The organism is Spirochaetota bacterium (assembly GCA_017999915.1).
In the GTDB taxonomy this organism is placed as follows: domain Bacteria; phylum Spirochaetota; class UBA4802; order UBA4802; family UBA5550; genus RBG-16-49-21.
Window position 1 is genome coordinate 59,498 of record JAGNKX010000018.1, and the last position, 23,432, is coordinate 82,929.

Annotated in this window: 16 protein-coding genes; 9 read left to right on the forward strand and 7 right to left on the reverse strand. The window is 54.6% G+C overall.

Annotated features, from left to right (window positions below):
- Positions 1–27: 27 nt before the first annotated feature.
- On the reverse strand, positions 28–1,611 hold the full coding sequence (locus tag KA369_21185; GenBank protein ID MBP7738502.1) for a membrane dipeptidase: 1,584 nt from the start codon (positions 1,609–1,611) through the stop codon (positions 28–30).
- A gap of 235 nt (positions 1,612–1,846) precedes the next feature.
- On the opposite strand from KA369_21185, the gene KA369_21190 reads away from it, so the two are divergent.
- The 3 genes from KA369_21190 (at position 1,847) to KA369_21200 (ending at position 6,253) form a co-directional block, all read left to right on the forward strand.
- Positions 1,847–2,812 carry a FecR domain-containing protein gene (locus tag KA369_21190; GenBank protein ID MBP7738503.1) on the forward strand — a complete coding sequence of 322 codons (966 nt, stop codon included), beginning with the start codon at positions 1,847–1,849 and terminating at the stop codon, positions 2,810–2,812.
- Between the two features lie 2 nt (positions 2,813–2,814).
- A complete protein-coding gene (locus KA369_21195; GenBank protein ID MBP7738504.1) occupies positions 2,815–4,248 on the forward strand; it encodes a fibronectin type III domain-containing protein in 1,434 nt (477 codons plus the stop codon).
- Positions 4,249–4,417: 169 nt separating this feature from the next.
- Positions 4,418–6,253 (forward strand): long-chain fatty acid--CoA ligase, encoded by a 1,836-nt coding sequence (locus KA369_21200; protein MBP7738505.1) that lies wholly within the window; start codon positions 4,418–4,420, stop codon positions 6,251–6,253.
- Between the two features lie 198 nt (positions 6,254–6,451).
- Here KA369_21200 and KA369_21205 read toward each other — a convergent pair whose 3' ends face one another.
- From KA369_21205 to KA369_21215, 3 genes are all read right to left on the reverse strand, one after another.
- Entirely contained in the window at positions 6,452–7,099 is a 648-nt protein-coding gene (locus KA369_21205; GenBank protein ID MBP7738506.1) for a hypothetical protein, read from the reverse strand.
- Between the two features lie 93 nt (positions 7,100–7,192).
- On the reverse strand, positions 7,193–7,507 hold the full coding sequence (locus KA369_21210) for a hypothetical protein (protein ID MBP7738507.1): 315 nt from the start codon (positions 7,505–7,507) through the stop codon (positions 7,193–7,195).
- Positions 7,508–7,519: 12 nt separating this feature from the next.
- Positions 7,520–8,746, reverse strand: coding sequence for a serine hydrolase (locus tag KA369_21215; GenBank protein MBP7738508.1), 1,227 nt, complete (start codon positions 8,744–8,746; stop codon positions 7,520–7,522).
- A 128-nt stretch (positions 8,747–8,874) separates the two neighbouring features.
- Between KA369_21215 and KA369_21220 the strand changes: the two genes are divergently transcribed.
- Positions 8,875–10,767: an oligopeptide transporter, OPT family gene (locus KA369_21220; GenBank protein ID MBP7738509.1), complete on the forward strand. Its 1,893-nt coding sequence runs from the start codon at positions 8,875–8,877 to the stop codon at positions 10,765–10,767.
- Positions 10,768–10,858: 91 nt separating this feature from the next.
- Here the strand turns inward: KA369_21220 and KA369_21225 are convergent, their stop codons facing one another.
- The 3 genes from KA369_21225 to KA369_21235 form a co-directional block, all read right to left on the reverse strand.
- Entirely contained in the window at positions 10,859–11,563 is a 705-nt protein-coding gene (locus KA369_21225) for a hypothetical protein (protein ID MBP7738510.1), read from the reverse strand.
- 38 nt (positions 11,564–11,601) lie between these two features.
- Complete coding sequence (locus KA369_21230; protein ID MBP7738511.1) at positions 11,602–13,449, reverse strand: HEAT repeat domain-containing protein; 1,848 nt, start codon at positions 13,447–13,449, stop codon at positions 11,602–11,604.
- 69 nt (positions 13,450–13,518) lie between these two features.
- Entirely contained in the window at positions 13,519–15,861 is a 2,343-nt protein-coding gene (locus KA369_21235; protein ID MBP7738512.1) for a hypothetical protein, read from the reverse strand.
- 471 nt (positions 15,862–16,332) lie between these two features.
- Here KA369_21235 and KA369_21240 point away from each other — a divergent pair, with 471 nt between their 5' ends.
- The 5 genes from KA369_21240 to KA369_21260 all read left to right on the forward strand — a co-directional run bounded on the left by KA369_21240 (position 16,333) and on the right by KA369_21260 (position 23,428).
- Positions 16,333–16,788, forward strand: coding sequence for a 4Fe-4S binding protein (locus KA369_21240; GenBank protein ID MBP7738513.1), 456 nt, complete (start codon positions 16,333–16,335; stop codon positions 16,786–16,788).
- 146 nt (positions 16,789–16,934) lie between these two features.
- Complete coding sequence (locus KA369_21245; GenBank protein ID MBP7738514.1) at positions 16,935–18,329, forward strand: cellulase family glycosylhydrolase; 1,395 nt, start codon at positions 16,935–16,937, stop codon at positions 18,327–18,329.
- Between the two features lie 59 nt (positions 18,330–18,388).
- Positions 18,389–19,168: a hypothetical protein gene (locus tag KA369_21250; protein MBP7738515.1), complete on the forward strand. Its 780-nt coding sequence runs from the start codon at positions 18,389–18,391 to the stop codon at positions 19,166–19,168.
- Positions 19,169–19,453: 285 nt separating this feature from the next.
- A complete protein-coding gene (locus KA369_21255) occupies positions 19,454–20,977 on the forward strand; it encodes an amidohydrolase (protein ID MBP7738516.1) in 1,524 nt (507 codons plus the stop codon).
- Between the two features lie 264 nt (positions 20,978–21,241).
- On the forward strand, positions 21,242–23,428 hold the full coding sequence (locus KA369_21260; protein ID MBP7738517.1) for an FAD-dependent oxidoreductase: 2,187 nt from the start codon (positions 21,242–21,244) through the stop codon (positions 23,426–23,428).
- Positions 23,429–23,432 lie beyond the last annotated feature (4 nt).

Below are 23,432 nucleotides of genomic sequence, written 5' to 3' on the forward strand. Positions count from 1 at the left end.
CATGAAATGAAGGGAACGGCGCCCGGCCTAATCGGTTATTCCGCCCGTGTCCATATCGCCGGTATCGAAGGGCCCGATCCGGTCCTCGTCATAACACCGCTCCCACACGCGTATGAAGGCTTCCGACGAATTCTCCAGAGCTGTTGTATCAACCCCGAAATTTCTCAATTCTCGGATGATGTCGCCTTCAAGGCCTATGTGCCCGAATCCCTGGTAGTCGAGGGGGGATCCCAGCCGGCGTGTTTGCTTTTTCCTCTGGCTATCCACTCTGGCTGTATTGCCGGAGGCGCCGCAGGTCTCAAAGTTACCGCCGAAACGCGGGCGAAGCTGCTGGATGAAGCCGTTGAAGTCGCTGGCGAAGGCGATGTCGACCTTGAGGCCCCGTGTCCCGTACCGGTAGGCCTGCGCGAAGGACTTCGTCGAGCCGTCGCAGTCGTTGGGAACTCCCGACGCGGAATAGGTCTTTACCCGATCCGGTCCGGTCCGCAGGCCGATCATGCCGCCGGTTTCCCTGATCATGCGGATGATATGGTCCGGCGTCGTTTTCTCCTCCCTCTGCTTTTTCTTCATCATGATGGATCGCAGGTGACCGTGGGAAAGGACCAGCGGATAGTATTTCATTTCTCTGGAGATATCATGCAGGTCCTTGACTGCGCGCTCGGACATGTGGGCGATGTCGATGATCATATGCCGCTCCATCATGGCCCGCGCCAGCAGTTTCCCCTCCTCGGTCAGGCCGAGCCTGTTCCTGCCGGCGCGGTCCAGGTCGAACCCGGGACGGCGATCGCCTTCGCCGAGGTCTTCGAGTATCTTGAAGAACTTGAATATGAAATGGTGCGGGGCGACGCCTGTGAACCTGTTGTCCATCTGGTGGGCCATCTGGATCGAGCGTACATGGTAGTGCCGGTAATAGAAATCGAGGCGATCCGCCCAGTCGTCGTTGTTGAACAGGCCGGTGACTTCTATGGCCAGGATCATGGCCAGCCTGCCGGAATTGATGATTTGCCGCGCCTCGCCGGGAGATCGCGCAATCTTCACCCAGTCTCTCCGCGCCGCAAAGTCGATAGCGGCCTGGAGCTGCACATCGACGCTCGACATCTCATCGCATTTCAAGCCGGGCTTAATGTTCTTTTCAGGCATGCATTTGCATAATGGCGTAAAATCCACCGCGGACATGACGTAGAGGGTCAACCCGTCTTCATGGGCCTGCTTCAGGTGGCCCTCCCACACCTGCTGGTGCGCGATGGTGTTCCACCGGGGCCACCCCGTGTACGAGGGATAACCGTTTCGCTTGTGAAAATGCCATCCCGTGTCGCCGTCGGTGCCGGGAACCATGCCGAGAAATTCGTTCAGGACACCGAACCTGGTGCGGGCGTGATCCCCGCCCAGCGCGTCCCCGCCTGAGCATTTTTTCAGGGCAATATGTTCCGGCCCCTGATGGCTCCCGTGGAACCAGGCCCCGCCGTAGGCGTATTCCGCCATCTGGTGAAGGTGGATGTCCGCAAAGCCGTGGACCGGGCCGCTCCCCGCGTATTCGGGAGAATCAGTAAAGGCCACTGAAAAGAGCGCCACCGTGAATATCATAACTATCGAGATCAGGTATCGTCTCATTTGTGCTACCGCGGCTAATTGCGATTCCTTGTAAATATAAAGCAATTCTTCAATGATTATTGATAATATTGAGATACTGGTGCGAAGTCAACAATTTAACGGCAGGTTAAAGAATTGGTTCTGCTATGCACCCGTGATATGCAGGATATGAATAAATTCAGTTTTTATAATTGCATTATTTTTGATGTATGTTATGTACTGTAAAAGATCCACCCTCTCGAAAAGGAGCAACCCTATGAAATCGACATTGAATACAGCCATTCGACTGATGCTGGTCATATCGGTCTTCTTTTTATATGAGTGCAAAGGGGGCGCCCCGGCTGAAAAGAGCGGGATAGTGACGTTCAAGCAGGGCACCGTGAAAGTTGAGACATCGGAAGGGAAGCTGTCCCCTGTTCAGGTGAAGGACGTTCTCACCGAAGGCGATACCGTTACGACCGGAGAAAAGTCGGCGGTAATCGTACAGTTCATGGAAAATTACGTCCTCCAGGTGGACGAGAACAGCACGGTTAAGCTGTCGGCATTAAGCGCAGGCGACCGCGAGTTTTTCGTGCACAATGGCAAGGTGCTCTCCAAGGTCTTGAGGACCGGCGCCAACAACGCCACGGTCAAAACCCCGACCGCGGTCGCGAGCGTGCGCGGGACCAGGTTCAGCGTGAGCTCCATGAATGGCCGGACCCTTGTCGCGGTTAGTGAAGGAAAGGTCGCCGTCCGGTCCGGAAGATTTGTTCCTGCAGGCAAGGCGGTTCCCGTTTCGAAAGAAGAGATCCTTGCGGACGCCGGCAAGGCAGTTGAAGTGGCGGAGCTGGAAGCGAAAGCCGAGGGACGGCAGTCTCCTCTCGGGATGAAGATGCGCCCCATGAGCGCAGAGGAAGAACGGGTGCTTGAGAATATCGAGCTTGTTCCAGTCATTCCCAATGCGGGGAAGCTGACGCCGCGGGAAATTGATTCCGCAATCAAGAAGGCCCGGGAAAAAGGCCAGGGAGAGAACGATAAAATAAAGAAGCTGATGGTAAAAAAGACCCGCACCATTGAAGAGATTCTCGATGCATTTCATCGCATTGACGAGGTGACGTTGTATGACGGGCGGGTCATACAGGGAGCCATCGTTTCCCGGGGAGAATACTATACTCTGATCACGACCGACGGAACCATTACAATCCCGGAAACACAGATAAAAGAATCAAGGGTGGTCAAGTAGTCATGGCGGCACAAAAAAGCATGAAACATCCGGCTAAAACAATGGTCATGATCGCGGTGATCGCCTCCGTGTGCCTTGCTGCGATCGAAGGGAAGGCCCAGCATGTCTTTGTCAAGGACGGGAAGATATACGAGGGGAAGATATCGGGAGACACCAGGGCCGGCGTCACGATGCAGTTAAAGGGGAGAGGGCAGAAATTCATTCCCCGTGGTGATATCCTCCGCGTGCTTTACTCCGACGAGTACCAGGCGAAGACCATGATCCAGCTTGCCGGCGGTGAAACATTCGAGGGATTCATCGTCAATGAGACCCGAGAAAACTATACGATCCGGATGAGGCTCAACGAACCCGTTGAGAAGGTGATCGCCAAGGTGGATATAGCCCGTACGGAAAAAAAGCGGCCGAGCAAGCTCGCCGGGCGAATAACCGATAAGGGCATTCGCCTGACCTGGGGCAGGCCCAACGGGCCAATCAAGGTGTTCATCGTTTACAGTAAGAGGAAAGGCGAGGAATACCGCGCCGTCGATAAAACCAACAAAGCCATCGCCATGATCACCGCGTATAACCCGGACACGGAATACTTCTTCACGGTTCGCATGGTGGACAACGATAATTATGAATCGCCCCCGAGCAACGAGATTGCCGTCAGGACTCTCAGGGCCGGCGAAAAGGCCCCTGAATTCAAGGAAGACGATATTTCCGGGAAGGCGATCGGAGGTGCGGAAACAAGGAGAAGCGACAACAATCTATTCACGCTGGGAATCGGCGTATTCGGCACCGGCGGCGTTTCGATGCAGTACTGGAACAGGAAAAATGATACCGTGGGCAATGGCGGCGGCGGCATTGTTCTGGATACCGCCATGGCCCGCGATTCGCTGAGAAATTACCGTTTTACCTTCAGCTGCGAGAAAGATTATGGCTTTCGCTACAGGAACATGCCGGTTTTTTATTCCATCCCCTTGTCCGTATCGGGGTCTACCATCCCGCTGGTGCTGACGCGTTTTTACAAGTCAAAGCAGCGCATTAATCCGGTATCCTTGACCATGTCCCACGCCTTCGGATTCGGGGTCGTGCGAACTAAATGGGTACGGTTCTGGCTGGGGCCGGAACTGTCATTCAGCTTTACAACGCATGGCGCTGATAAACTTATGGGGGGATATGCCGGCTTCGGACTGATCGTGGGATTGAATATTAACCTGGGAGATTACGTTTCCCTTTCTCTCACGGAAAGCGCCATGGTGGGATACGCGGTTCAGAGTAGCAGTTATACGACGCTGAGTCTGCGATGGGCGGATACGCGGAGCGTGCCGTCGTTGCCGGTCATACCGGTCAATCCACTCAAAAAGGAAAAGAGCCTGGAAAACGGCTTTGCTGTCGGGGGCCAGTTGAATTTTGCCGTTTTATACCGGATCAACGATACGTATTCCGGAAATTGATATCGGTATTAATGTCGCCCATTTATTATGTAATGATAGAATTACGAAGGTTAGTATAACAGGCTTTATCTGCTTTGCCGCCAAGGGTTTATTCCCGTTTGGCGGTCCCTATATGCCGTTTTCAAACGGTATCATTACCGTAAACTAAAAAAAATTAAGGAAGATGCACATGGAACAAACAACCAAGCAGCGCTATTCATATGTCCTCGATAAGCCGGACAATCTGGTGGAGATGTTCGAAGAGACCCTCTCGAAATTTGGCGATAAGGAATGGATGGGGACCAAGAATGGCAGCGGCGTTTATGAATGGGTCACCTACAAACAGGTCGCAAAACGAATCGATAATCTGCGCGCCGGCCTGGCGTCGCTTGGAGTGGGCGAGGGCGACTCAGTCGGCATAATCGACAATAATAGCGTGGCCTGGGCGACAGCGTGTTTCGCGACCTACGGACTCTGCGCCAAGTTCGTGCCAATGTACAAGGTCGAGTTGCCCAAGATCTGGAAATATATAGTTGAAGACAGTAACGTTAAAGTGCTTTTTGTGTCGGGTCAGGATATATTCGATAAGGTCAAGGAGTGGCCCGGCGAGGTGAAAACCTTGCTGAAAGTGATCAGGATCGAAGGCACGGGGCCGGGGACCATGGATGAGCTGGAAAAGACGGGAGAGGGAAAGCCGGTGAAGGCTAAACATCCCGGACCCGATGACGTGGCGGGACTCATTTACACGTCCGGCACGACCGGTGATCCCAAGGGTGTGCTTCTGACCCACGGGAATTTCACGAGCAACGCCCATGCCATCATAAAAATACTCAAAGTCCTTGATGAAAACGTACGCACGCTTTCTTTCCTTCCATGGGCCCACTCCTACGGACAGACCGGCGAGCTCAACGTGGTCATGCGCCTTGGCGGATCAACGGGTTTCGCCGAAAGCCCCCAAACCATCGTCGATGACATCGCCGTGGTTAAGCCTAATTTCCTGGTCGCGGTTCCGCGCGTGTTCAACCGCATCTATGACGGCCTGTGCGCACGCATGAACGAAACAGGCGGACTGGCCAAGGCCCTCTTCACCATGGGCGTTGCCGCCGGGCGCCGGAGGCGGGAGCTTGCCGCCGAAGGGAAGAAGAGCGCCATCGTCAACATGAAGCTCGCTTTCGCGGATAAAATCGTCTTCTCGAAGATCAGGGCGCGCTTCGGTAACAACCTCAAGAACTGCATAAGTTCGAGTGCGGCACTGAGCCCTGTCATAGCTGAATTCTTCTTCGATATCGGAATACCCATATATGAGGCCTGGGGGATGACGGAGATCTCCCCGGGAGGCACGATGAACAGTCCCAGCGAGTACAAGATCGGCAGCTGCGGCAAGGCCCTCGACAAGGTGACCCTCTTCATCGACCGGAGCGTCATCGAGGATGATCCCAACGGCCGGGAAGGGGAGCTTGTCATATACGGCCCCAATGTCATGAAGGGATATCACAACAAGCCGGAGGAGACGAGGGCGACCATGACCGATGACGGCGGCCTTCGCACCGGCGACCGGGCCTTTGTCGATCAAGACGGATTCATGTATATCACCGGAAGGATCAAGGAGCAGTTCAAGCTGGAAAACGGCAAATTCGTGTTTCCCGTTGCCATGCAGGAGGAGATTACGCTGCTGCCGGTCGTGGAGCAGACCATGATATACGGACTCAACAAGCCCTATACCATCTGCCTCGTGTACCCGGATTTCGCCGTGATGAAAAAAATCGCGGAACAGAACAGGTGGCCCGCCGAGCCGCAGGAGATGGTGAAGCATCCGGATGCATGCGCCTATATTGAAAAAGAAATAACCGGCCATCTGAAAGGGAAGTTCGGTTCCTACGAGGTGCCGAAGAAGTTCCTCATCCTCAGTGAAGGTTTCACTCTTCAGAACGGCCTGCTGACCCAGACCTTCAAGCTCAAGCGGAAAGAGGTATTGAAAAGATACGAGGCTGAAATCGAGGCGCTCTATAATGTCGGAAGATGCTGATCAGACCCGAGGCGGTTCCTGCGCTGGTTCGTGCCGGTCTGGAGATAAAAAAGGGCACTATCAGTTAATGTTATCGCTGCGCGCAAACCCCGGAGCTCCGCTCCGGGGTTTGCGCGCACAAAGCATTATGCGAAAAAATCCCCCGCAGGCCTGCTGCGGGGGATTTTTGGGTGATCTTCCGATATTTCGCTACTATGTCTAATCCGTGAATTTTTTCTTCACATTGTCATACTTGTTCGCCCGGCTGTTCCAGATGGTCTGGAGCATGTCCGGGTTGCCGCTCAACGTCTCCCTGGTGACTATCCATACCCAAATCGCCTGCAAACGGAGATGGCCCGTCGGGCCCGCGACCTGGCCGTTCATGAAGGGGCCCATGTCTCCCGCGTCCTCCCAGTGGCCGCCGTATATGACCGCGTATTTGTCTTTCATAGACCCGGTCAGATTGATGCTGAACCGGTACATTTTCTTGCCGTCTTTCACATTGCCGGCCCAGCAGCCCTTGCGGGTATTTTCCTTGTCCTGCTGGGACGTGCATCTGGTCATGACCTCGTTCTTTCCCTTGCCCTCGCTCACGGCACTGTATTCGAAGCCGAGCTGATCTTCGGAAAAGACGGCTGTGCCGATTTTAAAGGCCTCGACGCGCTTGGATTTCTTTTTATTGAGATGTCCGGCGCGCTGTCCCTGGAAAAAGACCGTCGTGTCCTGATCCTGCACAGAGACGACAACAGTGGGCTGCACCGGATTGGGTATGGACTCGGAGAATGAATCACGATAATACAAAACGGTCATGCCGATGAAAACGAAAAGAAAAAGCCGGATGATGATATTCTTTTTTGCTGCCTGCATAGGAGCCTCTTTTATCAATGTTTTTGAGTTTGACCATTTAATAATCAGAATCAAGCCGTATGTCAAGACAGATTTAACCTGCCATCGGTATTATCATTCCAGGACGCAGCCGAAGCGCTCACCCCGATAGCTGGATGTTCCGGTCAAGCCGAGGCCCGTGGCGGTCACTCGCTTTTCCTTGTAGTCGACCTTGTATGCCGACACGGGAATGACCACACGGGACCAGTTGCGGCACTGCTCCTCGGTCCGGCCTTCCACGAAGAGACAGGAGCACATGAACTTGGAGTAGACGTTGCCCGCCATGGGGCGGAAATTTTTCAGATCCGTCCAATTCATCATCATGACAAGGCCTAATGCTACAATCAGAATTATCACTACGATGCCGATTATTTTCGCCGCTTTTTTCATGGGATCACCTTCTTATTTCTTTTCGATGCTTTCAATTATGAGCTTCAGGAACGTGTTGATGTCAAAGGTTTTGTCCCTGTTGTCGCCGGTGTAAACCACGACCATGTCAAGGGAGGGAATGACGAAAATGAACTGTCCCCAGTGACCCATGGCCATGAAGGTGTCTTCCGGCGCGTCCGGGTAGGCCCGGGCAAGTTTTTTCTCAGGGACGTCCCTGTTGAGCCACCAGAGGGCGCCGTAGACCGGGTCCGTCCTATCTTCATCGGAAAGCTCTGTTTTGTATAAGGCGGGCGCGATGGTCGTGCTGTAGGAAACCCACCCCTCGGGGAGGATGCGCCTGTTCTCCCACACGCCGTCATTGAGGAAGAGATACCCGAAGCGGGCCATGTCCACCGGCCTGGCGTAGACATAGGATGAACCGACGAAGGTCCCTGCCGCGTCGCGCTCCCACACGACCTTTTTTATACCTATGACGTTGAAGAGCCGGTCCCAGGGGTACTGCTCGTATTCGGCGGCTGTCATGGTCTTTTTAAGCATGGCCATGAGAAGGTTCGGCGTGGGACTGGCATATTCCCACTTGGCTCCCGGATCCGCCTCAAGCTCCTGGGACGCGGCATAGGCGGCCATGTCCCGGTGCCCGGTGGTGAAGAGCATGGCGTTCACCGTGGACTTTATTGGAGACGCCTCGTAGGTCTCGTTGGAATAGAGGCCGGAGCTCATGCGCAGGAGATGGTCGATGGTGATCTTCCGGTGCCCGCCGCGGTTCAGGGATGGGTAGTATTTCCACGCGGGTTCGTCCAGTTTCAGGCGGCCTTCCTTCACGGCGATCCCGTATATGGCGTTGGTGAAGGACTTGCTGTCTGACCAGGTGATGTGAACCCTCTCTCTATCGAATCCGCCGGCGTATTTTTCATAGACCAGGTAGCCGTTCTTGATGATGACAACCGCATCGGTGCGTATCCCTTCGCGCTTATCTTCCGGTCCCGTACGCCTGAAAGCGTAGGCTTCCATCTTAGCGAGCTTATCCGGGCTCATGGCCGTTTCGCCCGGCTTTTTGACCCTCCATTCGGCGGTGGGCCAGTAGTCGCGCTGCACGGCTGGCCTTTTGAAGAGAGAGATGCCGGCTGACACCGCGGCGGTTTTTTCACCGGCCCGTACGGCGACCAGCAGCAACGGCAGGGCGGTTAAACAGCAGACCGCCACGGCAGGGGTTGATAGTTTTCCGGATAATGGTCTCATATGGTTTCTCCCTGGTTATTATAGTATCAGTATACCCTATATATGCTTTCGGTCAAATAAAATATCATTAAAAAAAGGGATTGATATTATACCGCGAAGGCAGGAACATACAAATCATGAAAAAGCCGATGAACCCATCCGCCGGATCCGGGACCGATATTAAAGAATTTACAGTGCGCGCCTTTATCCTGGGCCTGGCGCTGGCCGTTGTCATGGCGGCGGCCAATACCTACCTTGGCCTCTACGCGGGCATGACCGTTTCCGCGTCCATCCCGGCCGCGGTCATATCCATGTCCATCATGCGGGGCATCCTGAAAAAGGGCTCCATCCTGGAAAACAACATAGTCCAGACCATGGCCAGCGCCGGTGAATCCATTGCCGGCGGCATCATCTTCACCGTGCCCGCCCTGGTAATAATCGGGGTATGGCAGGATTTTCGGTTCTGGCCCACGACCCTTATTGCCCTGTGCGGAGGCCTCCTGGGCGTCGTGTTCATGATCCCGATGCGGAGGGCTCTCATAGTCGAAGACCGGGAGCTCACCTATCCTGAAGGCGTGGCCTGCGCGGAGGTGCTGAAGGCAGGCGAAAGGGGAGGCCCCGGCTTTCGGGCCATCCTCGGTGGGCTTGCCGCCGGGGGCGCGGTGAAACTCTTTACCACCGTCATACAGCTTTTAAAGGGTACCGTCGAAAGCGCATTTTTTCTTGGTCAACGGCTGTTCTTCATCGGGTGCGATATATCCCCCGCCATGGTCGGAGTGGGATATATCATAAATCTGGATATAGCACTCATGGTTTTCCTGGGAAGCGCCTTCGCCTGGGTCGCGGGGGTCCCCCTCATGGGAATTCCAGCCGATATGGCCGGTGCTCCGCCTCTGGAGGTGGCATGGCACCTCTGGAGAACACAGATAAGATATGTCGGCGTGGGCGCCATGGTGGTGGGAGGGATCTGGTCCATCATCTCCGTGAGACGGGGCATCGCCAGGGGATTGACGGGCCTGCGCAGGAGCGGCCTCGGCGTTACGCCGCCGCCCGGACCGGAAGGAGAGGGGCCCGGACGCACCGGCAGGGACATGGGCCTTGCGCCAATGACAGTCATCCTGGTCCTCTGCCTGGGGGTGCTTACGTTCCTCTACGAGATGCTCACGGCGCAATGGGGCCTGAGCATAATAACAGCCCTTTTTATGGCCGTTGCCGCTTTTTTCTTCGTCGCCGTATCGAGCTATATCGTGGGTCTCGTGGGTAGCACCAACAATCCCATATCGGGCATGACCATAAGCGCCCTCCTGGGAGTGTCCGCGCTTTTTCTCGTTCTCGGATGGAAGGGCGACTCCGCCATCCTGGCGACCCTGGGCGTGGCCGGAGTGGTGTGCTGCGCAGCCAGCTCAGCCGGCGACATGTCCCAGGACCTGAAAACAGGCAGCCTGGTGGGCTCGACCCCGGCGCGGCAGCAGGCGGCCCAGATGGCGGGTGTGGCCGTGGCGGCATTTTTCATCGCGCCGGTGCTTTCGCTACTCCACAGCGCCTATGGCATAGGCACCGGCCTCAAGGCTCCCCAGGCGACGCTCTTCGCCAGCATAACACGGGGTGTTTTCGGCGGCGGTGAAATTCCCCGCGCCATGATCCTGACCGGTGCGGTCATCGGCATTGTTCTCATCGGAGCTGACCGGCTTCTCGAGAAACGGGGAGCTCCCTTTCGCGTCCACGTGATGCCTGTGGCGGTGGGAATATATCTGCCCCTATCTCTCATTGTCCCCATGGTGGCAGGCGGCATTATACGGTATCTGGCCGATAAAAGGACGGGAGCCCATGGCGTAGGGGAAACCGGGGAGAGGGGCGTGCTCCTGTCATCGGGAATGATCGCCGGCGAGGCCCTCATGGGCATCATCGCTGCGGCTTTCATCGTCATGGACCTGAAAGTCGATCCGGCGATCCCCGCGCAATTGCAAGCCATTATATCATTGGCCGTAATGGCCGCAGTGGTGGTATTTCTTTACAGGAAGGCAGCGCGGCAACAGCGATAATGCAGCGGATGTAATGCGATTCCCCGCCATTCCCTGTAAGAGCAATGGCGGGACGGTCTCAGGCCCTGATCCGTTACCAGCGCGGGAGATGTCAATAGCAGCCGTTGGGAGCCAGGTCGATGTTCCAGGGCGCGTTCATATCCTTGCCCTGTTCGTTCATAACCCCGCGGAACACACTCCCCGAATTCTCTTTGGCCTTGCAGGGGGCTCCTTCGTTATCCGTTCCGGTTATATCGGCCTCGAATTCATACCACCACCGGCCCGATGAGGAGTGCTCCCTGTATTTGAGATAGCGGATGGTTACGGTATTTATTTCCTTTATGGTCGATACCTGCTTCTTGTACTGGTTCTTTATCATTTCCCTGACGTCATCATTGGAGGGAGGCTCTTTGCCCTTGCCGGCTTCCGTCGACGATTCCCCTACGGAAAAATGATCATAGACGAAGCCGGCGGGAGTCTGCCGGTAGTGCCATCCCATGGCAAAGACGGTCTTTTTTGAACCCTGCATCACGGTCACCTTCAGGGGCTGTAGGCAGAAACGCGCCTTGACCATGACTTCATACTCCACGCCGCCCGCTGACCGGGCTTTTTTGCCTGTGGCAACGGCCTTTTCGTACATTGACGATGGACCGGCCTTTTCTGCCTTGAGCACCTTCTCGCCGGGGTACCTGGCGGCCCATTCCTTTTTTACGCTTGCCTCAATGGCGCCGAAGGGGACGCAGTCCGCCAGGGCCCAGCCGGACAGGACCGCGATAAACATGATGGTCATTAATGTGCTGCGCAATGGGATAGACATGTATCGAACCTCCATATTAGAATTTTTTGGAACGGGACTTACCTGAAACGCTTTGAATAAAGGGCCTTGTAAATCATGACCCTGTTTCCGGGGTCCGTTTCATAGGAAAGCATGTTTTTGAGATCTTTTTTAGTCTTCGGATAGTCGTCCTTGACTCTGCCCATGAATTGTATGATAGTCCCGCGGACCTTGACGTCGCTTTCGTCATCGGCCCTGGAAGTTACGGCGTTAACGATATCATCGCTGGGCTTCTGCCTGGCCAGGGCCTTGATCGCCGCGTTCCGCACCATCGCCTCATCGTCCTTGAGTGCGTGATCGATGATCTCTTCCACCGCGTCCTCGCCCTTCAGCATCCCGAGGGACCTTGCCGCGGATTCCCGTACGTAGGGATCGTCGGATTTCAGGTAAGGAGCGACATGGCGGCTCAGGGACGGGTCTTCAGTGTTGCCTATGGAGTCGATCACCGTGGACAGCATTTGCGGGTCCTCCCTGTGCCGATCCATCAGGTCTATCAGGTTCTTCGACAGCTTGTTTATCGTATCGTCATCGGGACTGTGCGTATCGAGCTGCTTGCCGTACATCCTGCCGAGGGCAAGGACCGCTGAAGTAGCCACGTCCTTGAAATCGCTGTCAGTGGCGCTCAATTTTATGTAATCGTTGATCCTCTTGATGGTCGCATCGGTCGGCGTTGAGAGATCGCCAAGGCAGACGCTGGCCCGGATGCGGTCTATGGAATGCATCCCCTCGTCATCGATGATTCTGATCAGGGAATTCTGCGATTCCGGCGACCCGTTTACGCCGAGGGCGTAGGTAAGGGCCGCAAGGGTTTCCTCGTTCCCCTCCTGCTTCCGTATGATGCTTTCGATCTCGATGGCCCCCTTGGGGTTCAGCGACAGGTATTCCTTTGTATTCTTGACAAGGCCGTACAGGTCGGTCCGGCCGCTGGTGTATTCTCCCAGGAGGGTTTTCATCGTGTGTCCCTGATACTCGGCCTTCAGGTATTCCTGCTTTTGTTTCTCCCAGGCGGACACGGTGTTTTTGGGGCCGTCTTTGAATGTCATAAGCAGTTTTTTAAAGGTGACGTCGTCTTCCCATATGGGAAGGCCCATGTCCGGCTTGAAGGGGATCTTTACCAGGGAGATGATGCTGTCGGTGTGAAGGGAGTCCTTTTGCCTGCCGATGGAGAGGAGTTCCTCTCCCTGGTATTTCTCAAGCCAGCTCTCCTTTTTCGAAGGAACAATGGTATACCTGGACCGGATAATGCGCATGTGGGGCACCATGGCGTTATAATCCTTGTCCATGGCCATGCGGAGCATCGTGTACCTGTATTTCTTTTTAATGATGCTGTGGCCTTTTTTTTCGTAGCTTGCGAGATAGACGCCGTTGGCATCTTCCTCCTCTGTTTCAACCTCATTCATTCCGGAGATGGGGATCACAAACGAAAGGGACCTTATGAGATTGGAGAGTGATGTTTCGTCTTCTTTGGAGAGGGAATGGTCGAAATGGTATTCGCGATGGGTGCCTTCAGAGTCGAAATCAACGATGAAAAAGCTCGAAAACCGCTCCTCCAGGATGGGGCGCCTTTCGCCGTTCTCGCTTACCGTTATGGGGGAGAGCATCATTCCCACCTTAACGAGGTCGTTTTTTTCATCAATCTCGATGATCCTGAAGTTTAGCGTCCCGGAAACGGCGATTTTTGAATGGCTGGTAAATCCGGTCAATGGATCGACGAATTCGATAATGCTGATATTTTTCAGGCTGTACATGTACTTCCCGTCTTTCTTCCAATTGAGATCGATCGGGTCTTCCATGAAGAAATAAGATATCAGTGCGATCGCGCCTATTCCCAAGAGTATGGCGCATGTTATGATAATTTTCTTTTTCATATCCACTCCGTGTTGTTATAGTGGGGATCGCAAGCCCGGGCAATGAGGTTGGTGCGGACCATCATATCATCACTCCAGTGGGATTTGCAATAAATGTGCTTTATCGAGAAAAACGGGGTTCCAGAGCGGCTCCTCGCCTATCGGGAATTTGTAAACCGGCAGTTCCTTTTTCTTTTGTTCAAGGCCGCAGGGAATTATTTTATGGCAGAACTTAATGAATTTATAATACAGAACGAGTTTTATATCGCCTTTCGGGCCCCAGAGCAGCATGTCGCAATGAATGGCGAAGTTGAAGCGCATTTTTACTTTTTTATCCGTATTATTCGGATCGTTTCTCGATTGTACGTCAAAATCACACCACGCCAGATTCCTGTTTTCAAGCTTTAGCAGCTCCAGCGTGACCGCGATGCCCCCTCCGAGGAACGTGCCGCCCACCAGGCCTTCCACCTTGCAGCCGATTTTGGCAAATGGTATGATGCCAATGGAAATGTTATTCTTGATTCTCGCAAAGCCGCCGATCCCGAAACTGAAGAATCCGGCGAGTCGAATTGAAATTGGCGCGACAAGGACAAAAAAAGTCGCCGTATAAGATATTTCCGAATAGAAAGCGAGATTTTTGGGATTCTTATCCTTTTTTTTCGAGTCCAATGGCGGTGATGAAAAGGGACTGGTCACATTGGCGCGCAACTTCTCCTTTGAACTTTCAAAGTAAGCCTGGCCCCTGCTGAAGTCCGGGTTCTTGGTCTTATATGTGCCGGCATCCTTAAAAATCGTGTCGACATCTTTCATGTCTTCTGTTTTCCACTCAAAATTCAATCCGGGGAGTTGATATTTAAAAACTTCTTTATCATTAAGAATGCATAGCCGTACGGAGAAACCGCAAATTTTATCTTTATTATATTTCATTTCACCGCTCCCGTCGTTCTGAACCTTGCTGTGCACGGCGCCGTCGTTTCCTTTCTTATGAAACTCATCTTCCATGGAATGCAGGCCGAGCAGGTCGGAGAGGGCGGCATGAATGTAAGCTTCGGCTGATACGATTTTAAACCCCTTGGTGAAAAGAACGAGCGGTATGTTGGCGTTGGCTTCCAGGTTGATCATGTCCCGTGAATGATCGCTTTTATCCCAGATGTTGTATCCACAGGTATCGAAATGAAATCCGATGCCGAACCATTCTTTTCCATTGCAATTATACGCGGCATGGGGATCCTTTGCCAGCGGCCCCCACCAGTCATGGCGTGTTTTGTCTTCCGCGGGAGCCGCGTTGAGAGTTTGTGAAAAACCATTCAGGATGGTTTGGAGGGGGGAAAGGAGCCTGCTCGAAACTTTTTCCTTGGCCTCCCGCGGGTTGTCCAGTACGATCCGGACCTCATGGGTTTTAATATTGTTGCTGTTCATCATGGGGGCTTCGCTCGATCCTTCGATCTCCGCTGAAATGGTGAAGGCGGACGTCTTCTTTCCGAGACCCGCCATGTAGTTTGCGACTTTCGTCCTGAGGTCGGACGGGAAATCGAGCACAAAGCCTTGATCGACCGGAACATACGCTTCCAGGGCGGCAAAATCAAGGCTGTACAGCGTCTGGTCGGACTGGCTCGCCACCGCAAGCGGTTCCGCGATCGTGCCGTCCGGGGATTTCAGGAAAAACTTGATTTTCACGTTGCGGGCGGCGGCGCCGTTTGCCATGGCCTTGACGGTGCCGTGAATGGCATCCGTGTCGTTGGGCGAGTTATCATCCAGCTTGTCGGTAAAAATAATAATGACATCGTCCTGGATTATGAGCTCGGGCATATAGAGATCGCAGGAATTCGCGTATTCGCTGGTGATGATCACATCGGTGGTAATTTTTTTTTCCAGCAGTATATCGGTATTTGTTTTTTCTCCGGCCGTTTCCTTCATTTCGACGGAAGTTTCCTGACCAAGGTCGAAATTCTTCACATAGTCGTGAAAAACGGAAAGAAGGGTGTAGCTTCCATAATGGCCGTCCACCTGGGGGATGACTATTTCAACATCATAGGTGTTAGCGCCGGGTTTGACCCTGTCAATTGCCGGCGAGCCTATGTATATCTGCCGGACTTCCCCGTTTTCCGATTTCAAATCGTTGTTGTTCAACAGGTAGAAGCTCACCGGAACGTCCCTCGCGGTTCGGGGTTCGGAGGATTCAATGGAGACTTTCAATTTGCACGTATGGCCGATAAGGACCTTGGGCTCGGTCACTTCAACTTTCATCAGCCTGAGATTCTCGATGTCATAGTCATAGCCCTCGTCAATCTCATGGGCCGCGATTAGCGATTCTTCAAGCAGGTTCTTTTTCCTGTCTGTGTCTTTCTTGCAGCCGGGAAGAAGCAGAAGAGATAGAATGCAAGCAAATATCAGGACGGTGACTGGGTAAGCCAAGGAGATCATTTTTTTCATTATCTCACCTGTTCCGAAGAATGTTCTCGAATAATGACGGAGAAGCGACTGAACTTCTCAAATAATGCTGAATCCAATAATGATAAAAATCAAGCCTTTTTTATGGCAGATTTCCAATGCAACGATCCTGTCCGTGCACGTAATGTCGGGATATGGGAAAGAGAATTTCATCGTTGTACTGTGCTACACTACATGGAATGATTTTGAATTTAAATGTTATAACAATAATATAAAAGTTGCTTTTTAAAAATCCTTTTCAATTTATAGCAATCCGCGTTTTTCGTAAGTCCAACATCCTTTTTTTTGCTTGACTGATAACCGCTCTCTCCGGCCTGTACATAGACATAATAATGATTTTGTTAAAACAAAATCAGCTGTGATGCGCGATACTTCCCATGTTCCGCATGCGGCGATGACATTACAAGATATGAATGAATGCGGCACCCTCGGTGCCGATTTCAGGAGGTTTCCATGTCACACAAGATTACCGATCTCTGCAACGGGTGCGGAGCCTGCAAGAGGGCATGCCCCGTTGACGCCATATCAGGTGAACTGAAGAGCATGCACGCTGTCGACGCCGAAAGGTGCATTGACTGCTCGGTCTGCGGAATGGGATGCCCCAAGGGGGCGATAATCGATATGAACGGCGCGGTCGTTGCCCGCCTCAAGATATCCGAAAGGCCCAAGCCGGTGATCGACAGAGACCTCTGTTCGGGTTGCTTTCTCTGCGGCGAGTTCTGCCACGTGAAGGCCCTCAATATCTGCGAACCGTCCTTCAAGGGCGATGTCAAGGCCTTCGCGGTCTTGGTAAAGGAAAAATGCGTGGGATGCGGCGTTTGCGTCGGCAACTGTCCCATGGACGCGATCCACATGGGTCCGGCTCCCAGGATGGAGAAGCCGGAAGATCAGCCGGTCCTGGCGCACTAATGATACCGAAGGTGCGGGCCGGTCTAAGCGGCATTACATCCCCTGTCATGAAAAAAGCGATCATCCTGCTCCTCTGGGCCGCATTGTCTATTTTAATCTCATGCGATAATGAAACGAGCAGCACAATAAAAAAACAGGGGCCTTTCATGGCCTACCTGAGTTGGCTCGACAATACGCCGGTTGGGCCGGTTCCGGCGCCATGCCCGGCGCTCCCCTATGCCGCTCCAGCCCCGGCCGACGCGCCCCTGGCGGCCGAAGGTGATTACTTCAAAGATGACCAGGGGAGGGTCGTCATCCTCCGTGGGGTCAACGTGGCGGGGAACTCCAAGGTCCCTCCCTTCACCCCGATTACCAGCGAAATGCTCGATCCTCTGCCCGGCTGGGGCTTCAATACAATCCGGCTCCTCTTCACCTGGGAGGCCTTCGAGCCGACGCGGTGCAGTTTCGAAAACAGCTACCTGGACTATTACGAAAAGGTCGTTCAGTGGGCCCGGGCCCAGAACATCTACGTCATGGTCGATTTTCACCAGGACGGATATTCGCGCTATTCGGTGAGCGGCTGCGGCGAGGGGTTCCCGTCGTGGGCCGTGACGCCGGCGGTGGCCCTGAAGACCCCGGACAACGGCGCCGCATGCGCCTCATGGGGCATTATGATGGTCATCGACGCCATGCACCAGAAGACCTGGAAGGATTTTCACCTGGACCTGTACGGGACCAGGACGCGCTACCTGGAAATGGTGGAGGCGGTGGCGGACAAGATGTCGCAGTATGACAACGTCATCGGCTATGAGCTCATCAACGAGCCCTGGGGCACAGACGCGCAGCTGTCGGCGTTCTACGAGCTGGTGGCCGCGAGGATCAGGGGTCGCCATCCCAGCGCGATACTTTTCGTGCCTCCCAGCGCCATCGTATCCAGCGGCATGGTGGCGAACACCATGTCGAAGCCGGGCTTCGGCAATTTCTCCTATTCGCCCCATAATTACGACGGATTTGTCACCCTCTTTAAATCATGGCAGGGCGGGAGCCCGGCACCCGCGCTGAACGCGCTCCGCGACAAGGCAGTGGCGTGGCAGGTTCCCCTGGTGCTCAGCGAATTCGGCGCTCCCGCGACAATCACGAACATCGCCGGATACATGGAGGCCCAGTACGACTGGCTCGATGACCACTTCGCCTCGGCGATCCAGTGGTGCTACACGCCGGGATGGCGCAGCGACATAAAGGACGGGTGGAACATGGAGGATTTCAGCATCGTCGACGACGCCGGCCAGCTGCGGGCCAGTTGCGTGCCGCGGCCCTATCCGCAGAAGATCGCCGGCACTCCAGGGCTCTTCACCAGGACTGACAGCGGCTTCACCATGACCTGGACCCACACCCTTTCCGGCGTTGCCACGGAGATATTCCTGCCTGAGCACTACGCAGACGACAAGACCCTGACCTATGCATTGCCTTCCGGCGCCACAGGCTCCTGCTCCATCTCCGGACAGAAACTGTCGTGCACCGTCAATGGCACGGGAAATGTCCAGGTTGAACTCGCAAGGTAGGTAAGAACGGTTTCCATACGCTTCCCGGAATGAGTAATGTACGCGAGGTATAGTTGCCGATGAAGAAAAGAACAACCAGGAAAACCCTCACCGCCAATCCGGAACTGTGGTCCAATCTCTTTGATGCGGCAATACTCGCGGCTGATTTTATAGTGGGATTTGTCATCTATCCGCGCTTTAATTTACTCTTTGTTAAATCGGGACCGGTATCGGAAAAACAGGTCATGATCCTCTGCGGGATCTGTCTTCTGCTTACAGCCATGTATGTGGCGGGATTGCTGATAAACAGGGTCAATTTCAGGGCGGAGGAGCCGATACGGTTCTCAACCGTCGACGCCATGGCCTTTCTTTTCAACGTGATACTGCTTTCGGCCGTATTTACGGTGGTGCTCATGGAATTGTTCCCGGCCATCATGCATCCGGCGATAATGATGCCTGTCACCTTCGGGTTCATGGGGGGATGGACGTTCCTCCACTGGTATATCTTAAACAAGGAATCACGGAAATCTGGCGACGTCCCCTCGATAAAACGCAAAGTCATTGGTTTTATCCTTGTTTTTCCCTTCGTGACGGGCCTGTCGCTGCCCATCACTGTCCTGGCAGGGCAGATGAATCTGTACCAAAAAAATGAAGCGATCACCCTGTCAAATGCCCTGATCTATCCGCTCTTCGTCGGCTCGCTCCTGGCCGTGCTGGCCTGGTTCCTTTATTTCATCCCGAGAAAAATGCTCAAGGGGTTCTCGGGCGTGAACATCCGGAGCCGCTACTTTTTCATCGCACTGATCCTCATTTACACGATACGGCTCACTTCTATTTCTCTCACGCAATTGTGGAAATAGGGCTTGACTGAAAACGCATTGAAATATGGTGGAAAACCAAGGTGTCTCACGAATTTTGACTCTATCTAGCGAGGGAATAAGCTCATGAAAAAATGGATCAAAAGGATTTCGATTTCAGCAGCGGCACTGGTGGGATTATCAATAATAGTACTGCTTGTGTTGGTATACAGGTCCTTTTTTACTTCGTTGGATTATAAGCCAAAAAGAGTACAGCCCCTGCTGTTATATAACGGGAACATTATTACTGTTGATACCGCGAATCCAAGGGCAGAGGCGGTCCTTGTAATGGGAGAAACGATCCGCTATGTCGGTTCCGCCAGGGAGGCCCTGGCGCAGGCCCCTGAAAATACGGTCAAGATCGACCTGAAGGGCAAGACCGTGATCCCCGGTTTCAACGATAACCATGTCCATTCCCTCGGGGCAGGGACATTTTTTTCAGAGCTCATGCTCTGGAACCTGAGCTGCGAGGAGATCGCGGATTTGGTGAAGAAAGAGGCCCGCGGCAAGAAGAAGGGAGAGCCGGTGTACGGGAATCTCTGGGACTATACAACCTGCAAGAACCCGGACAAGTCGATCCTGGACAGGGTGGTTCCCGATAATCCCGTATATCTTGAGCAGTACGCCAATCATGCCGCCTGGGTCAATTCGTACCAGCTCAAGTTGATGAAAATCGAAAAAAACACACCCGATCCGAAGGGGGGCCAGATAGTGCGCGACGCGAACCATGAGCCGACGGGGATCCTCCGCGATACGGCCATGGGTTCGGTCAGGGATGACAAGTTCATGAAAATAATCTTTGATTCCGCCCTGCATAGAAAGATGATCGCCAGGATCCTGGACCTGTACGCGAAGGCCGGGATCACATCGGTCCAGGACAACACCTGGGTGCCCATGACAGCGAGGCTTTACCAGGAAATGGAAGCGGCCAATGAACTGACGTGCCGGATTTCCTGCTGGCCCCTGGGAGGGACCGCCTATCTGCCGGCCTTCAATCTCCTCACATCGTTCAAAAAGGACGACCTGTGGGTGCGCTACGATATCATCAAATATATTACGGACGGCGCCTTTTCATCCCGGACGGCCTGGCTCAGCGAGCCCTACGCAGATGATCCGAAGAATTACGGCGCGCCGCGGTATACGCCCGCCGAGATGGATGAAATCGTCCTTGAGGCCGCCAGGAACAGGAAGCGCCTTGCCATACACGCCATCGGCGACAGGGCCATTGCGATGGTCCTTGACTCCATTGAGAAAGCCCAGAAGAAATATCCCTGGACCAAGGATCTCAGGATGAGAATAGAGCACGTCCAGATCGTCGATCCGAAGGATGTTCAGCGCATGAAGAGCCTTGGCGTTGTCGCCTGCGTTCAGCCCTTTGCAATGTGCACCCCGACAAAGGAGCTCACGCTCCTGGGTCAGGAGCGGGCGCGCAGGGCCTATCCCTATAAAACATTGCTGAAGGCCGGCATTCCCGTTGCCCTGGGGTCCGACGCCCCGGCCGAGGTCGATTACGAGCCTCTCCTGGGAATATACTATGCCGTAACGCGCAAGGACAAGCAGGGGAAGCAGGGGCCCCTCAATGCCGCTGAATGCTTCACCCCCTACGAGGCCCTGTACGGCTACACCATGGGGTCCGCCTACGCAGAAGGCATGGAACGTAAAAAAGGCTCTTTGACGGCCGGGAAGCTTTCCGATATGGTCATTCTTTCCGATGATATTTTAACAATGCCGAAGGAGAGGATCAAGGACGCCAGGGTCCTCATGACCATTGTGGGCGGCAGGGTCGTACACGGCAAGCCCGCTGATCTGTAGGTGCGCGCGAGCCATGAAAAACCCTGAACGCGTCATAATCATAAAGGTGACGGCGGCCATGGTGTTATTTGTGACATCTTATTAATAAAAACGCGGGATTTGCGTTACCCATCATTTACTATATCATAATAGGTGGCGGCTCCTTGATGACCGCGGCGGAGGCCTGTTATGAATATAAAACCGAAATACCAGGAACGGGTTAAAAGTCTCATCGACAACCTGAGCGGCTGGTACAATGACCGCGAGCAGTTGCTCTGCGGGCGGATGACCGACCATCTCTATCCCTATACCAGCCTTTTTTCCCCCATACAGGTAAACCACCTCAAGATAAAAAACCGCATTGTCATGGGCCCCATGGGGAACGTGAACATGGCCGACGAAACCGGCAGGCCCAACAACAAGATGATACAGTATTTTGTCGAGCGGGCCCGGGGCGGCGTGGGGCTCATAACCACCGGCCTGGTGCCGGTCGATTTCACCACGGACCCTTCGATTGAGGACGCGGACAATCTCGGCATCTTCCCCAGGATCGACAGCCACAGGACCAACTACGCCGGCTGGAAGGACCTTGCGGAGCGGTGCCACGCCCATGGCGCGCGGGTGTTCATCCAGCTAACGCCGGGTCTCGGCAGGGTGGGGAGCCCTGAATGCCTGATAAAGCGCCACCGGATACCGGTTTCGGCCTCATGGAACAGGAGCTTCTACATGCCCCTGGTGTTCTGCCGCCCCCTCAGCGGGCGCGAGTGCGCCAGGCTCATAAAGAACGCCGGCCAGAACGCGGCTGACGCGAAGGAGATGGGCCTGGACGGCGTCTATTTCCACGGACACGAGGGATACCTCCTCGAGCAGATGACGAACCCGGCCTTCAACAGGAGAAGCCTGGGCAGGTACCGGGACTGGCAGGCCTTCGGCATAGACCTCATCGAGGAGGTGCGGCGCCGCACCGGGGACCGCTATCCGATCATGTACCGCATCGACCTCACCCTGGCGCTGAAGGAGACCTACGGCAACCGAATGGACAGCGAGAAGCTCCTTAAAAAGTTCAGGAACGAGCGCACCGTGGATATGACCCTCGACTACATGAAGAACCTTGTTAAGGCCGGCGTCGATATATTCGACGTCGATCTCGGGTGCTATGACAACTGGTGGCTTCTCCATCCCCCCAACGCCATGGCCCCGGGCGTATACCTTGAAGTGTCCAGCATCGTGAAGGAATACTTCGACGCCAACAGGGTCGTTTCCAACCTGAACGTTCCGGTTCCCATCGTGGCGGTGGGTAAGCTCGGCTATCCTGACCTGGCAGAGCGGGCCCTGCGGGAAAACAAGTGCGACATGGTGATGCTGGCGAGGCCGCTCCTGGCGGACCCGCACTGGCCCCGGAAAGCCTACGCGGGAAAGCTCCGTGACATCATCCCCTGCATCGGCGACCAGGAAGGGTGCCTCAACCAGGTCCCCACCGGCGGGCATATCAAGTGCGCGGTGAATCCCGTGACCGGTTTCGAGGACGTGACAACGGGATACGAGCTGTTCCATGCAAGGACCAAGAAAAGGATAGCGGTCATCGGGGCTGGCCCGGCGGGGGTGTACTGCGCCTGCATCGCTTCCTCCCGCGGCCATAGCGTTACACTCTTTGACCGCCGTAACCAGGCCGGCGGCAGCCTGATCCCCGGTTCGATCCCGAACATGAAGTACGAGGTCCAGAACTACGTCGAGTTCCTGAACAATTCCGTGCTCCGGTTCGAGAACCGCTATGACCTTTCGATCAAGTTCGGCCGCGAGGTGACGGTGGATGACTTTGTAGGCGAGGGATACGACGTCATTGTCCTGTGCACCGGGTCCTCTCCGAGGGTGCCCCTCGTGCTTGGAATAGACCTGCCCCATGTCGTGAAGGCCGTGGACCTCCTGGCCGACAGGGAGATGGCACGGGACAAGGAACGGTTCGTGATCATCGGCGGCTCCGAGGTGGGATGCGAAGTGGCCCACATGCTCGCCTACGAGATGGACAAGAAAGACATTACCGTGGTGGAGATGCTTCCGGCGTTCATGAAAAAATCATGCACCGCCAACAGGGGGTTCCTCATCCATTATCTCGAGAGGGCCGGGGTGAAACTCATGAACTGCACGCGCCTCATACGGGTAACCGGCGGGGGCGTGGAGGTGGCGCAGAACATATCGCCGACAGTCCCGAATCCCTATATCACCTGGAAACCAATCATTCCGGACAACATCATCGTGCCGCTGGTCCCCAACATCAAGGTCAAGGAGAAGGTGCGAGAACTTGGGGCCGACCTCGTAATATTCGCCACGGGCGCGAAGCCCGATGATACGCTCTACTATAAGTGCCTTGAGGCCCGGGTGGCGCCGGAAGTGTACAACATCGGCGATTCCGTCGAGCCAGCCAGGGTCTTCGAGGCGACCAGGGCAGGCTACGAACTCGGCAGGTCGCTGTAGAGCG